This window comes from Nocardioides sp. SYSU D00038, from assembly GCF_016924665.1.
GTDB lineage: Bacteria > Actinomycetota > Actinomycetes > Propionibacteriales > Nocardioidaceae > Nocardioides.
Window position 1 is genome coordinate 306,166 of record NZ_JAFFJT010000014.1, and the last position, 13,301, is coordinate 319,466.

The window sequence follows — 13,301 nt, forward strand, 5'->3', positions numbered from 1 at the left end:
GTTGGGTCAGGGGCGGAGCTTGCGCGGGAGCAGCTTGTGGGTGCCGTCGCACCAGGGCTTGCTGGCCGACTTGCCGCAGCGGCAGACCGCGCTGACCGGGCGCACGGTCTCGTGGCGGGTGCCGTCCTCGTCCTCGATGACGTGGTGGCCACGCAGCAGCATCGGGCCGCCGGGGCAGAGGACGACGGCGGGCTGCTCGCCGGCCGTGCCCGGGGGCAGCTCCTCGGGCTGGGTGTCACGCAGGGCGCTCACGCCGCGACCTCCCAGACCTCGAGCAGGCGGTGGGCGAGCCGGTCCTCGAGGTCGAGGCAGGTGAACGCGCCGAACCAGATCTCCGGGGCCTGCTCGGGCTCCTCGGCCAGCAGGCTCCCGCAGATGGTCCGGACGGCGAGCTGCTCGTGCACCGCGTCGGCCTCCACGTGCTCGGTGTAGTAGGCGATCATTTCCGGCGCCATGCCGAGCCGCTCCAGGCCCTGCGCCATCCGGCGCGAGGGCAGCGAGCTGGTCGCCTCGAACGCCGCCAGGTGGCCCAGCGCCGCACCCCGCAGCCGCCGGTGCAGGCCGAACATCGACAGCGTGTTGTTCTGCTCCAGCACCTCCAGCGGCGCCTCGTCGACGTAGGCACCCTGCTCGGGGCGCAGCCCGCAGGCCGCGATGCCGCGGGCGAACAGGCCGGTGTGCAGCCGGGCCGGGTCGCCGTTGCCGTACTCGTCGAACTGCAGCTCCATCAGCGCCGCCTGCGCGGCCATCGGCAGCCGGGGCACGACCCACGCGGTGGGGTCGGCCTCCTTGAGGTGGTAGACCGACCGCATCCGCAGCAGGTCGAGGACCTGCTCGGTCGTCGCGGTGGTCTGCACGTGGCGGGCCAGCGAGGGGCCGTCCTGCTCGGCGACCCAGTCGAAGAAGTGCTCGACGACGTCCCGTCCCTGCGGTGCCCCGGGCCAGCGCTGTCGCAGCCGGCTCTCGAGCTCGCGCTCCAGCTCCCGGCGCACGGCGAGCAGGGCCGGCTCCCACTCCGCACCGTCGTCGACGTCGTCGAACCCCCGGTAGGACAGCTCGTGGGAGGCCCACAGCGTGATCGCGGCGTCCTCGGCGCTCTCGGGCGCCACGTCGACGGCCGTGACCGGACCGTCGTCCCACGAGCGGAGAGCCTCGAAGAACGCCGCGCTCAGCTCACCGCGGGGCTTGGGAAGCATCGTCATGGCGCACCAGTACCCCGTTCCCGTCGCCGCCCACCCCACCCTCGTGGGGGATGCGGCAGCCCTGCCTCGACCCTGCCCGACCCTGCCTCTACCCGGTCAGCCCTGGGGGACGACGCCGGCCTCGAGCGCGCGGCGGTCGAAGACCCGCCGGGCCCGGACCCGGTAGCGGACGATCTGGACCAGCCCGACACCCCACACGACGTACTGCACCGACATCGCCCACCGGAAGGCCTCCGCGGGGTACGCCGCGCCCGGCGGGGTCCGCCAGTCGAGGACCAGCCCGATCGCGAGCACGGCGAGCAGCGCGGCGAGGAAGCCCGCGACGTTGATGATGCCGCTCGCGCTGGCCAGCCGCTCGGCGGGGTTGGCCGTGCGGCCGACGTCGAAGCCGATCATCGACGCGGGGCCGCCGATGCCGGTCACCAGCACCAGGACCACGAGCAGCCAGAGCGGGGCGTCACTGGGCCAGACCAGCACCACCGTCCACACCGCCACGATGGAGACCACGATGCCCAGCACCATCGACGACCGGTGCCACGGGTGCCGCCCGACCGCCCAGCCCAGCAGCGGACCGGCCACGACCACCGCGAGGATCATCAGCGAGAGCAGCAGGCTGGCGGTCTGGGACGACCGACCCTCGCCCCGGACCAGGAACGGGTAGCCCCACAGCAGCGACAGGGCGGTGGCGCTGAACGGCGTCGTGAAGTGCACCCAGAAGCCCAGCCGGGTGCCGGGGTGGGCCCACGACGCCGCCAGGCTCGACCGGATCGCGCGCAGCGACATCGCCGGGCCGCGCTGGTGGGGGCCCTCGGGCGAGTCGTGGACGACGACCAGTGTCGCCACCGCCAGGGCCAGGCCGAGACCGGCGGCCGCCAGGTACGACGTCGTCCAGCCCAGCTCGCGCAGTGCCCAGGTCATCGGCACCGCCGCCCCGACGGCGCCGAGCTGGCCGAGGGTGCCGGTGAGCTGGGTGAGGAACGGCACCCGGCGGCCGTCGAACCACCGGTTGACGATGCGCAGCACGCAGATGAAGGTCATCGCGTCACCGATGCCGACGAAGGTGCGGGCGGCCAGCGCGAGCCAGTAGGTCTCGGCGACCGCGAAGACCGCCTGGGACAGCGCCATCACCACGGTGCCGACCAGCATCACGCTGCGCGAGCCGAAGCGGTCGACCAGCAGGCCGACCGGGATCTGCATGGCGGCGTAGACCAGCAGCTGCAGCACGGTGAAGGCCGCGAGCTGGGAGGCGGAGATCCCGAACCGGTCGGTGGCCAGCAGCCCGGCGACCGCGAGCGAGGTGCGGTGGAAGACCGCGACGAGGTAGACCGCGAGAGCCACCGACCACACCACCCAGGGGACGCGGTAGCCGGCTCTCACTCCCCCACTGTAGGAGCGGCGCGGGCGCCGGCCGGAGCCGGCGCGGACGCAGGGCACGGGCGGGTGACGGGGTTCACCTCACCGTGCGGGCGGCACGGGCACCTCGGCCTCCCACCGCTGCCGCCGCTCGGCCTCCGACTGCTCCCACCACGGCGTGCCGCGCTCGCCGAGCGCGACCTTCGCCGCCTGCACGCCGTCGCGGGCGCCGCGCTCCTCGTGGGTGCCCTTGGTGCGCTTCACCTCGCGCCGCCAGGCCATCAGGGCCCGCTGCAGCTCGCCGCGGCGCTCCTCGGGGATCGCGGGGTCGGTGGCCCGCCAGCGGCGGCCGTCGATGACGACGTAGCGACCGTCGGCGGTGGGCTCGGGTTCGGTCACTCCAGGCTCCTCGCTGCCACCGTCGACCCGCCTCAGTCGAGGCAGAACTCGTTGCCCTCGGGGTCCTGCATGTAGATGTGGCCCCCCGCCATCGGCGGGTTCGGCTCGTGCCGCTCGACGCGGGTGGCGCCCAGCGCCAGCAGCCGCTCGCACTCGGCCTCGAGCGCGGCCATCCGCTCCTCGCCCTCGAGCCCGGGGGCGGCGCGGACGTCGAGGTGGACGCGGTTCTTGGCCGCCTTGCCCTCGGGGACCCGCTGGAAGAACAGTCGCGGCCCGGTGCCGCCCGGGTCGACGCACGCCGACGCGGAGTTGCGCTGCTCGGGCGGGAGCGACTCCGAGAACGCGTCCCACGACTCGAAGCCCGGCGGGGGCGGGGGCAGCTCGTAGCCGAGCACGTCGACCCAGAACAGCGACAGCGCTCGTGGGTCGGCGCAGTCGAAGGTGACCTGGACCTCGCGCACCGGGGTCCCGCGGTCCGGGGCGCTCATCGGGTTGCCTCGATCATCTGGCGCAGCTCCTTCTTCAGCTCGCTGATCTCGTCACGCAGCCGGGCCGCCACCTCGAACTGCAGCTCGGCGGCGGCGTTCTTCATCTGGTCGGTCAGCTCCTGGATGAGCTGGGCGAGGTCGGAGCTCGGCATCCCGGCCAGGTCGGCCGCGTGCTGGCCGGCGGCGGCCTTGCTGAGGCCGGGCACCGGCTGCTTGGCGCGGACGCCGCCCGCGCGGCCCTTGGCCTCGGTGCCGGCCCAGGTCTCCAGGAGCGCCTGGGTGTTCTCGTCCTCGCGGGCGAGCATGTCGGTGATGTCGGCGATCTTCTTGCGCAGCGGCGTGGGGTCGATGCCGTGCTCGGTGTTGTAGGCGACCTGCTTGGCGCGGCGGCGGTTGGTCTCGTCGATGGCCGACTCCATCGAGGGGGTGATCCGGTCGGCGTACATGTGCACCTCGCCGGAGACGTTGCGCGCCGCGCGGCCGATGGTCTGGATCAGCGACTTGTCGGAGCGCAGGAAGCCCTCCTTGTCGGCGTCGAGGATCGCCACCAGCGACACCTCGGGCAGGTCGAGGCCCTCGCGGAGGAGGTTGATGCCGACGAGCACGTCGTACTCCCCCAGCCGCAGGTCGCGCAGCAGCTCGATCCGCTTGAGGGTGTCGACCTCGGAGTGCAGGTAGCGGGTGCGGATGCCGGCGTCGAGGAGGTAGTCGGTGAGGTCCTCGGACATCTTCTTGGTCAGCGTCGTGACCAGCACCCGCTCCGACTTGTCGGTGCGCAGCCGGATCTCGTGGATGAGGTCGTCGATCTGGCCCTTGGTCGGCTTGACCACGACCTCGGGGTCGACCAGGCCCGTGGGCCGGATGATCTGCTCGACGACGTCGCCGCCGACCTTGTCGAGCTCGTAGTTGCCGGGGGTCGCGGAGAGGTAGACGGTCTGGCCGATCCGCTCCAGGAACTCCTCCCACTTCAGCGGCCGGTTGTCCATGGCGCTCGGCAGCCGGAAGCCGTGGTCGACCAGGTTGCGCTTGCGCGACATGTCGCCCTCGTACATGCCGCCGACCTGGGGCACGGTGACGTGGGACTCGTCGATCACGAGCACGAAGTCCTCGGGGAAGTAGTCGAGCAGGCAGTTGGGCGCCGAGCCCCGGCTCCGGCCGTCGATGTGCATCGAGTAGTTCTCGATGCCCGAGCACGACCCGACCTGGCGCATCATCTCGACGTCGTAGGTCGTGCGCATCCGCAGCCGCTGCGCCTCGAGCAGCTTGCCCTGCTTCTCGAAGAGCTGGAGCTGCTCCTCGAGCTCGGCCTCGATGCCGGCGATCGCCCGCTCCATCCGCTGCGGGCCGGCGACGTAGTGGGTGGCCGGGAAGACGTAGAGCTCGGTGTCCTCGGTGAGGACCTCGCCGGTCACCGCGTGCAGCGTCATCAGCCGCTCGATCTCGTCGCCGAAGAACTCGATGCGGACCGCGTGCTCCTCGTAGACCGGGAAGATCTCGAGGGTGTCGCCGCGCACCCGGAAGGTGCCGCGGGTGAAGCTCATGTCGTTGCGGGTGTACTGGATCTCGACGAGCCGGCGCAGGATCGAGTCGCGGTCGTGCTCCTCGCCGACGCGCAGCCGCAGCATCCGGTCGACGTACTCCTGCGGCGTGCCGAGGCCGTAGATGCACGACACCGTCGACACCACGATGACGTCGCGCCGGGTGAGCAGGGAGTTGGTCGCCGAGTGGCGCAGCCGCTCCACCTCCTCGTTGATCGAGGAGTCCTTCTCGATGTAGGTGTCGGTCTGGGGGACGTAGGCCTCGGGCTGGTAGTAGTCGTAGTAGGAGACGAAGTACTCGATCGCGTTGTCCGGGAAGAGCTGGCGCAGCTCGTTGGCGAACTGGGCGGCGAGGGTCTTGTTGGGCTGGAGCACGAGCAGCGGGCGCTGCACCTCCTCGGCCACCCAGGCCACGGTCGCCGTCTTGCCGGTGCCGGTGGCGCCGAGCAGCACGACGTCGTCCTGGCCGGCACGGAGCCGCTTGCTGATCTCGGCGATCGCGGCCGGCTGGTCGCCGGACGGCTGGTAGTCGGAGACCACGTGGAACGGGGCCACGCGGCGCTCGAGATCGGTGACGGGGCGCATGCCTCGAGCGTACGGCGGACCGCCGACAGCCGCCTCCCGGAGCGGCTCGGGGCGACTGCCCACCGGTCCCCGACGCTCCCCACTAGATTGTGCGGCGTGACGACCGCGCGGCTCGACCAGGCCCTCCGGCTGGTGCGGCGCGTGCTGCTGGCGACGTTCGGGGTGCCGATCCTGATCGGCATCGCGATGAGCGTGGTCGACTCCTACCGGCGCCGGGGCAAGAGGCCGAAGCCGTTCCCGGTCACCGACCCGCGCACCGTCTCGGTCGGCGACGGCGAGATCACGACGTACACCTACGGGCGCGACCTCTACGCCGACATGCTCGCCGCGATCGAGGGGGCCCAGCGGCAGGTGCTCTTCGAGACCTACATCTGGAAGGGCGACCGGGTCGGCGAGCGGTTCAAGTCGGCGCTCGCGGCGGCCGCCGACCGGGGCGTGGAGGTCTACTGCATCTACGACGGGTTCGCGAACCTCGTCGTCTCGCCCCGGTTCAAGCGGTTCCCGGCCGGCATGAAGGTGCTGCGCTACCCCGTCTACGGCGCCGGCTGGCGGTTCTTCGACATCCGCCGCTACGGGCGCGACCACCGCAAGATCCTGGTCGTCGACGACACCGTGGGGTTCGTGGGTGGCTACAACATCGGCTCCGCCTACGAGACCGAGTGGCGCGACACCCACGTCCGGATCACCGGACCGGCGGTGTGGGACCTCAAGCGCGCGTTCGCCGACTTCTGGAACCTCAACCGCCGCCGCCGGTTCGGCACCAGCGAGCGTCCGCTGCTGCTCGAGACCGCCTCGACCTGGGAGCCCCGGATCCGGGTGCAGCGCAACGTGCCGCGGCTGTGGATGTTCCCCATCCGGGGCATGTACATCGAGGCGATCAACCGGGCCAGCCGGAACGTCTGGCTGACCACCGCCTACTTCATCCCCGACCAGGACTTCGTCGACGCGATCCGGTCGGCGGCCCGGCGGGGCGTCGACGTCCGGCTGCTGGTGCCGCTGAAGTCGAACCACATCGTGGCCGACTGGATCTCGCGCGGCTACGTCGCCCAGCTGCTCGAGGCAGGCGTGCGGATCTTCCGCTACAAGGACGCGATGGTGCACGCCAAGACCTCGACGGTCGACGGCACCTGGTCGACGGTCGGCACGGCGAACATCGACCGGCTCAGCCTCCAGGGCAACTACGAGATCAACGTCGAGGTTATCGACGAGTCGCTGGCCAAGGCGCTCGAGGAGGTCTGGCACGTCGACGAGTCCCACTCGATCGAGCTCGGCCGGGGCGAGTGGGAGGCCCGCGACCTGCACCGTCGGTTCACCGAGCTGGTGCTGCGGCCGCTGCGACCCCTGCTCTGAGCTCCGGTCGCGCCGGCGGCCCGGCGGCGGACCGAGGCCGGACCGATGAGTCCGGCCGGTCCGGCCGGTCGGCACCACCATGGGCGACGAGCGGGAGATCCGGGACCTGGTGCTGGGCTGGGCGGCCACCATCGACGCGGCCGGGCCGCTGGAGCAGGTGCTGGCCGACCACACCGACGACATCGTGATGTTCGACGTCCCGCCGCCCCACGACGGCGCGCGCGGCCTCGCGGCGTACGCCGACACCTGGCCGCCGTTCCTGGAGTACCAGCGCTCCGGTGCGGTCTTCGAGGTGGTCGAGCTCGACGTGACCGCGGGTGACGACGTCGCCTGGGCGTGGGCGCTGCTGCGCTGCGGGCTCCCCGACGAGCTGGAGCGCCACCCCGACCGTCGGCTCCGGCTGACGCTCGGCCTGCGGCGGCAGGGGGCAAGGTGGCAGGTGGCCCACGAGCACCACTCGTTCGCCGACGTCTCGGGCCCGTAGCACCGGGCCCCACCCCGGCGCGCGGTCACCTCCGCGGCGGGCGCCGGCTGCCCGGCGTGGGTCCCGGCAGGTGGGTGCGCGGCGCCATCCGGGCGCCGTGCCGCGGCCGGCGCAGCCCCGCGGCGGCGAGCAGGGCCGGCACCCGGCCGCGCTGGGGGCGCCACGGCTCGAGGAACTCCTCGAGCTCGACGTCGTCGAACTCCCGCCCGGCCAGGGCCCAGCCGACGTCCTTGGCGACGTGGTAGTCGCCGAACGAGACGGCGTCGGGGTCGCCGAGGGCCCGCTGGCGCACCTCGGCGCTGGTCCAGACCCCGATGCCCGGCAGCGACCGGAGCCGGACGTCGGCCTCGGCCGGCGGCAGCCGCACCAGCCGCTCGAGGCTGTCGGCGACCCGGGCCGCGGTGACCACGGCCCGGGACCGGGCGGGGTCGACGTGGAGGCGCAGCCACTCCCACGAGGGGATGGTGCGCAGCCGCTCGGGGGTGGGCTGCACCCACAGCCCGCGGGCCCGGCCTGCGCCCGGCGCTCGCTCGCCGTGCCGGTGCACCAGCATCCGGAAGCCGCCGAAGGCCTCCTGCCCGGTGACCTTCTGCTCGATGATCGAGGGCACCAGCGCCTCCATCAGCAGGCCGCTGCGCCCCAGCCGGACGTGGGGGTGGTGGCGCCGGGCCTCGGCCAGCACGGGGTGGCGAGGCTCGAAGCCGCTCCAGTCGTCGTGGGCACCGAGCAGCCCCGGCACCGAGGCCAGCGCCCACTCCGCCCCCGGGCCCCAGGCGGCCGCGACCACCCGGCCGTCGCGGTCGAGGGAGCGCACCCGCAGCGTGGCCGGGCCCTCCGGGGTGCGGATCCCGCGCCAGACGGTGCCGTCGTCGTCGTGCTTGAACGTCGGGTCGCCCCGGCCGCGGCGGTGCTGGAGGAGCGCGCCGGTGCGGCACGGCCAGTCGGGTCGCCAGACCCGCTCGGCGGCGCGCTCCTCGGCCCGGTCGACGTCCACAGCCCCGAGGCTAACCGGCCGCCCGGACACTGGAACACGTTCTACTCGAGGCCGCTACGCTGCGGCGCATGGTGCTGCAGATCGCCGACGACGCCAGGGTCCGGACCCTGACCCTCGACCGGCCCGAGGCGCTCAACGCCTTCAACGAGGAGCTCTACGACGCCACCGCCGACGCGCTGCTCGCGGCCGCCGAGGACCCGGGGGTCGCGGTGGTGCTGCTCACCGGCAGCGGCCGGGGGTTCAGCGCCGGCACCGACCTGCTCGAGATGCACCGGATCGCCACCGACCCCGACTTCGTGCGCGGCCGCCACGGGTTCGTGGGCCTGGTCGACGCGCTGGCGGCGTTCCCCAAACCGCTCGTGGTCGCGGTCAACGGGGTGGGCCTCGGTATCGGCTGCACCGTGCTCGGCTTCGCCGACCTGGCGCTGATGGCGAGCACCGCCCGGCTGAAGTGCCCGTTCACGTCGCTGGGGGTCGCCCCCGAGGCGGCGTCGTCGTACCTGCTGCCGCTGCTCGTGGGTCGGCAGAACGCCGCGTGGCTGCTGCAGTCGTCGGAGTGGGTGGGCGCCGAGGAGGCGGCGGCGATGGGCCTGGTGCGCACGGTGTGCGAGCCCGACGACCTGCTGGCCGAGGCGCACCGGCAGGCCGCCGTACTGGCCGCGCAGCCGATCTCGAGCCTGGTCGCGGTCAAGCGGACCATGACCGAGCCGCTGCGCGAGGGCATCGCCGCCGCCCGCGAGCGCGAGAACGCCGCGTTCGCCGAGCTGATGGGCGGGCCGGCGAACCTCGAGGCGCTCACGGCCTTCGCCGAGGGTCGTGCCCCCGACTTCACCGGGCTGCCGCCCGGCTGGTGACCGGTGCGAGGGACGGGTCGTCAGGCTTCCCTACGCTGCTGCCATGGCCCTCCTGCACCAGGCGACCCTGACCCCCACCAAGCGCGACCTGCTCGACGCGTGGCTGCCCCGCCAGTCGTGGTGGGACGGCGGCACCGACCGCGACCCGGTCGCGTCGTTCCGGCTCGACGACCCCGCCGGCGAGGTGGGCATCGAGCTGTTCCTGCTCGGCTCCTCCGGCGGGTCGACGCTGTTCGTGCCGCTCGCCTACCGCGCGGTGCCGCTCGACGGGGCCGAGGCGCACCTGGTGGGCGTCACGGAGCACTCGGTGCTCGGCACCCGCCACGTCTACGACGGGTGCGCCGACCCGGTGGTGGTGGCGGCGCTGGCCACCACCGTGCTCAGCGGCGGCACCGAGGCGCTCGAGGAGGTCGAGGGCCCCGACGGCCGGGTCCTTCGGGAACCGGCCGTGCGCGCCCGCGGCACCGGCTCGGCGCAGGCCGAGGTCGCGCCCGATGAATCGGTCACGGCTCGCGACGAGGGCGACCTGACCGTGGTCGGGATGGCCGGGCACGAGGTCGTGGTCGCCCGCCGCGTCGGCGCGGAGGTGGTGGCCGCCGAGACCCTGCGGGTCACCGGCGCCGGCCTCAGCGACGCGGTGGTCGCGGGGGTCCGGCCGATCTGAGCCGCGCCGACCCGGTCACTGCAGGTCGTGGTCCATCTCGAGGGGGGCCAGCGAGCCGAGGGACTCGGCGACCACCACGAGGTCGTCCCCCTGGGCGAGCCGGAAGTCCTCGGGCGGGTTGACGTGCGCGGTGCCGCCGCGGCTGACCGAGAGCAGGGTGGCCCGGTGGTCGGCGCGCAGCCGGGCCGAGAGCTGGTCGACGCTGAGCCCGACGTACTCGTCGGGCAGTGAGACGCGGTAGAGCTCGGAGCCGTCGCCGCCGGAGACGATGTCGGTGACCAGGTTGGCCAGCCCCGGGTAGAGCGAGGAACGCGCCATCAGCCGCGAGACGATCGTGGAGCTGACCACGATCTCGTCGGCGTCGGCGCGCTGGAAGTGCTCGACGTGGGCGGGGTTGTTGGCCTCGACGACCGTGCGCACGTGGGGTGCGAGCGACTCGATGGCGAGCACGCACAGGATCGACTTCATGTCCGCCTCGTTGCTGCCGTCGGCCGGGCAGATCACCGCGGCCATCGCGTCCTCGATGCCGGCCCGGTGGAGGTCGTCGGCCGAGGTGATGTCGCCGCTGACGAAGTAGACGCCGTCGCCGGCGGGGTTCTTCTCGACGTCGTGGAGCACCACGATCCTGGTCGTGTACTCGTCGGTGCGCAGCTCGGCGATCAGCTCGCGGGCGGTGGCGTTCCAGCCGCACACGACGATGTGGTCGCGGTATCCAGAGGCGCCCATGCCCTGACCTTCCTTGAGGATGTAGTCGATGAGGAAGCCGACCAGGGCACCGGTGATCGACGCGACGATCGCGACGCCGAAGAGCACCAGCAACCAGCTGACGACGTAGCCCACGGGCTCCTGGACGAACGAGGAGTCCCCCGACCCCATCACGGTCGTCACCGCCCAGTAGAAGCTGCTGCCCAGCGCGTCGAGGAACGCACCGACGGAGTCGAAGCGCCCCGGTGCCCCCTCGGTGAGGGTGACCAGCAGCGCGGCCAGGAGCAGGAACCCGAGCAGCCAGAGCGTGACCTTGAGGAAGAAATGGCTGTCCATGCCGCCGGTCATCCGCCGGAAGTGGTACGCCGCGCGCCGCAGCACGGGCACGTTCACGAGCGTCACGATGCGCGTGACGGCACGGCGGGGCAGGGGGATCCTCATGGTGCTTCCTGGCTCGGGGTCGCCGCATCATCCCATCGCCCGGGGCCCGGCGGGCATGACCCGTGCGGGCCATCCGGGTCCCGGCGACCGGGGCGTCAGTCCTCGGTCGTCCGGGCTCCCCCGCGTGCCTCGGCGTCCTCGGCGTCCTCGGCCGTCCTCGCCGCTTTCGCCGCCCTCGCGATCGTGTCCTCGACGACCTGGTTGAGGCGGGCGCCGTGGGGCCAACCGGCGTAGTGGCACAGGAAGATCACGATCTCGCGCAGCGCGCGGTCGTCGAGCTCGCCGTTGGCGTGGGCGGCCGGGACCTGGATGCCGAGCACGTCGGCGCCGCCGGTGCCGGTCAGCAGGCCGATGAGCAGCAGCCGACGGTCGCGGTCGCTGAGCCCGGGCCGCTCCCAGATGTCGGCGAAGAGGTGGTCGGCGGTGTAGCGGAAGAAGTCGCCGGTGCCGTCGGTCATGTCGAAGCCGTAGACCTCCTCCATCCGCTCCAGGCCGCGGCGTCGGGTCTCGGGCAGGTCGCTGAAGTCACCCATCGGTGCGCTCCTCGGAGGTGGTGGCGGGCAGCCCCAGGCCGGGGCCGAGGCGGTCGAGCGCGAGCCGGGCCAGCGGGGTGTCGACGCCCAGCTGGTCGGCGAGGCGGGTGGCGTAGGCGAGGTCCTTCTCCCCCAGCGCGCGGACGTGGTCGAGGACGCCGTACCAGAAGTCGTCCTCGGCCAGCGGCGCGGTGGTCTCGCGGTGCATGATCGCCCCCGGTCCGCCGGTGACGGCGTCGGTGTGGCGCACGACGTCGCCCAGGACCCGCAGGTCGAGCCCCGCGGCCTCGGCCAGCCGCTGCGCCTCGGTGGCTGCAGTGAAGGCGACGAAGTGCATCAGGTTGCGGGCCAGCTTGAGGCGGGTGCCCGACCCGATCGGGCCGGCGTGCACGACCTTCGACCCCATCACCTCCAGGGCCGGGCGCGCCGCGGCGAAGGCGTCGTCGGAGCCGCCCACGAGGATCGCCAGGCTGCCCTCGGCCGCTCCCATCGGCCCGCCGGAGACGGGAGCATCGAGGAGCCGCACGCCGTGGCGGCCCGCGGTGTCGGCCAGCTCGGCCGGCGTGTCGGGCGCGACGGTGGAGTGGATGACGACCGTCTGCCGGTCGCCGGCGACCCCCAGCACCGCGCCCAGCACGTCGCGGACCTGGTCGTCGTCACGCACCATCACGCAGACGACGTCGCAGTCGGCCGCGAGCTCGGCGACGCTGCCCGCCGCCGTCGCGCCGGCTGCGACGAGCTCGGCCACCGGCTCGGGTGCGAGGTCGTGGACGCGGGTGGTCAGCTCGCTGGCGGCGAGCCGCAGCGCCATCGGCCGCCCGATGTTGCCGAGCCCGACGAAGCCGACCGTGGTCACGAGCGGAAGACCTGGCCGCCGTCGACGGCCAGGATCTGGCCGGTCACCCACGACGCCTCGTCGGAGAGCAGGAACAGGCAGGCGCCCACCATGTCGTCGACCTGCCCCATCCGCTTGATGGCGAGGCTGGTGCGCACGATGTCGTGGGCGGCGTCGCCGGCCTGGGTGCGGGTGGCCTGGGTGTCGGTGGGGCCCGGGGCGATGGCGTTGACCCGGATGCCCATGCCGCCGAGCTCGTGGGCGAGCTGCTGGGTGAGCCCGTTGACGCCCACCTTGGCCAGCCCGTAGAAGCCGGAGTAGAGCCAGGCCGCGGTCGAGCTCTGGTTGACGATGGCGCCGCCGCCGCGCTTCTGCATCTCGGCGTGGACCGCCCGGGTCATCACCAGTGCGCCGTCCATGTTCACCGACATGAACTTCCGGTAGTAGTCCCAGTCGACGGAGATCAGCAGGTCGAACTGCATGTCGCCGTAGATCGCGGCGTTGTTGACCAGCAGGTCGACGCCGCCGTACGCCGCGACCGCCGCCTCGACGCAGGCCGCCGCCGACTCCGCCGACGACACGTCGGTGCGGACGAAGAGCCCGCCGACGTCGGCCGCGACCTTCTCGCCGGCCTCGACGTTGAGGTCGGCCACCACGACCGACGCCCCCTCGGCGGCCAGCGCCCGGGCGTAGGCCTCGCCGATGCCCTGGGCGGCCCCGGTGACGACGGCGACCTTGCCGGTGAACCTGGTCATGTGCTCCTGCTTCCTGGGTGGGTGTTCCGGTGGTTTCTCAGCGGGTGGTACCTCTGAACCTGCGCTTTCCGGTCGGCTCACTGGGTCTCGACACGCCGTCGCGACCTCGTTCCTCGGTCGC

General features: G+C 73.0%; 15 protein-coding genes. 4 read left to right on the forward strand and 11 right to left on the reverse strand.

What is annotated here, in order from left to right:
* Positions 1-6 precede the first annotated feature (6 nt).
* The 6 genes from JT721_RS08415 to uvrB all read right to left on the reverse strand — a co-directional run bounded on the left by JT721_RS08415 (position 7) and on the right by uvrB (position 5,565).
* Positions 7-252 (reverse strand): CDGSH iron-sulfur domain-containing protein, encoded by a 246-nt coding sequence (locus JT721_RS08415; protein ID WP_307827952.1) that lies wholly within the window; start codon positions 250-252, stop codon positions 7-9.
* The gene (locus JT721_RS08420; protein ID WP_205472497.1) at positions 249-1,202 is read right to left on the reverse strand and encodes an iron-containing redox enzyme family protein; all 954 of its coding nucleotides are present in this window, start codon (positions 1,200-1,202) and stop codon (positions 249-251) included. The genes JT721_RS08415 and JT721_RS08420 overlap by 4 nt, the downstream gene beginning before the upstream one ends.
* A gap of 96 nt (positions 1,203-1,298) precedes the next feature.
* Positions 1,299-2,579 carry an MFS transporter gene (locus tag JT721_RS08425; protein WP_307827953.1) on the reverse strand — a complete coding sequence of 427 codons (1,281 nt, stop codon included), beginning with the start codon at positions 2,577-2,579 and terminating at the stop codon, positions 1,299-1,301.
* Between the two features lie 78 nt (positions 2,580-2,657).
* Positions 2,658-2,954: a hypothetical protein gene (locus tag JT721_RS08430; protein ID WP_205472498.1), complete on the reverse strand. Its 297-nt coding sequence runs from the start codon at positions 2,952-2,954 to the stop codon at positions 2,658-2,660.
* A 32-nt stretch (positions 2,955-2,986) separates the two neighbouring features.
* Positions 2,987-3,442 carry a VOC family protein gene (locus tag JT721_RS08435; RefSeq protein WP_205472499.1) on the reverse strand — a complete coding sequence of 152 codons (456 nt, stop codon included), beginning with the start codon at positions 3,440-3,442 and terminating at the stop codon, positions 2,987-2,989.
* Entirely contained in the window at positions 3,439-5,565 is a 2,127-nt protein-coding gene (gene uvrB / locus JT721_RS08440; protein ID WP_205472500.1) for an excinuclease ABC subunit UvrB, read from the reverse strand. The genes JT721_RS08435 and uvrB overlap by 4 nt, the downstream gene beginning before the upstream one ends.
* 96 nt (positions 5,566-5,661) lie before the next feature.
* Here uvrB and JT721_RS08445 point away from each other — a divergent pair, with 96 nt between their 5' ends.
* On the forward strand, positions 5,662-6,915 hold the full coding sequence (locus JT721_RS08445) for a phospholipase D-like domain-containing protein (protein ID WP_307827954.1): 1,254 nt from the start codon (positions 5,662-5,664) through the stop codon (positions 6,913-6,915).
* A gap of 79 nt (positions 6,916-6,994) precedes the next feature.
* The gene (locus JT721_RS08450) at positions 6,995-7,399 is read left to right on the forward strand and encodes a nuclear transport factor 2 family protein (RefSeq protein WP_205472501.1); all 405 of its coding nucleotides are present in this window, start codon (positions 6,995-6,997) and stop codon (positions 7,397-7,399) included.
* 25 nt (positions 7,400-7,424) lie between these two features.
* Here JT721_RS08450 and JT721_RS08455 read toward each other — a convergent pair whose 3' ends face one another.
* Entirely contained in the window at positions 7,425-8,393 is a 969-nt protein-coding gene (locus tag JT721_RS08455) for a DNA-3-methyladenine glycosylase (protein ID WP_205472502.1), read from the reverse strand.
* A 68-nt stretch (positions 8,394-8,461) separates the two neighbouring features.
* Here JT721_RS08455 and JT721_RS08460 point away from each other — a divergent pair, with 68 nt between their 5' ends.
* Both JT721_RS08460 and JT721_RS08465 read left to right on the forward strand, forming a co-directional pair.
* Positions 8,462-9,247: an enoyl-CoA hydratase/isomerase family protein gene (locus JT721_RS08460; RefSeq protein ID WP_205472504.1), complete on the forward strand. Its 786-nt coding sequence runs from the start codon at positions 8,462-8,464 to the stop codon at positions 9,245-9,247.
* Between the two features lie 43 nt (positions 9,248-9,290).
* Positions 9,291-9,911: a hypothetical protein gene (locus tag JT721_RS08465; protein ID WP_205472506.1), complete on the forward strand. Its 621-nt coding sequence runs from the start codon at positions 9,291-9,293 to the stop codon at positions 9,909-9,911.
* A gap of 15 nt (positions 9,912-9,926) precedes the next feature.
* On the opposite strand, the gene JT721_RS08470 is transcribed toward JT721_RS08465, so the two are convergent.
* From JT721_RS08470 to JT721_RS08485, 4 genes are all read right to left on the reverse strand, one after another.
* Positions 9,927-11,057: a TrkA family potassium uptake protein gene (locus JT721_RS08470; protein WP_205472508.1), complete on the reverse strand. Its 1,131-nt coding sequence runs from the start codon at positions 11,055-11,057 to the stop codon at positions 9,927-9,929.
* 95 nt (positions 11,058-11,152) lie between these two features.
* Positions 11,153-11,590 (reverse strand): carboxymuconolactone decarboxylase family protein, encoded by a 438-nt coding sequence (locus JT721_RS08475; RefSeq protein WP_205472509.1) that lies wholly within the window; start codon positions 11,588-11,590, stop codon positions 11,153-11,155.
* Positions 11,583-12,446: an NAD(P)-dependent oxidoreductase gene (locus JT721_RS08480; protein ID WP_307827955.1), complete on the reverse strand. Its 864-nt coding sequence runs from the start codon at positions 12,444-12,446 to the stop codon at positions 11,583-11,585. Before JT721_RS08480 ends, JT721_RS08475 begins: the two co-directional genes overlap by 8 nt.
* Positions 12,443-13,180, reverse strand: coding sequence for an SDR family oxidoreductase (locus tag JT721_RS08485; RefSeq protein ID WP_205472510.1), 738 nt, complete (start codon positions 13,178-13,180; stop codon positions 12,443-12,445). The genes JT721_RS08480 and JT721_RS08485 overlap by 4 nt, the downstream gene beginning before the upstream one ends.
* Positions 13,181-13,301 lie beyond the last annotated feature (121 nt).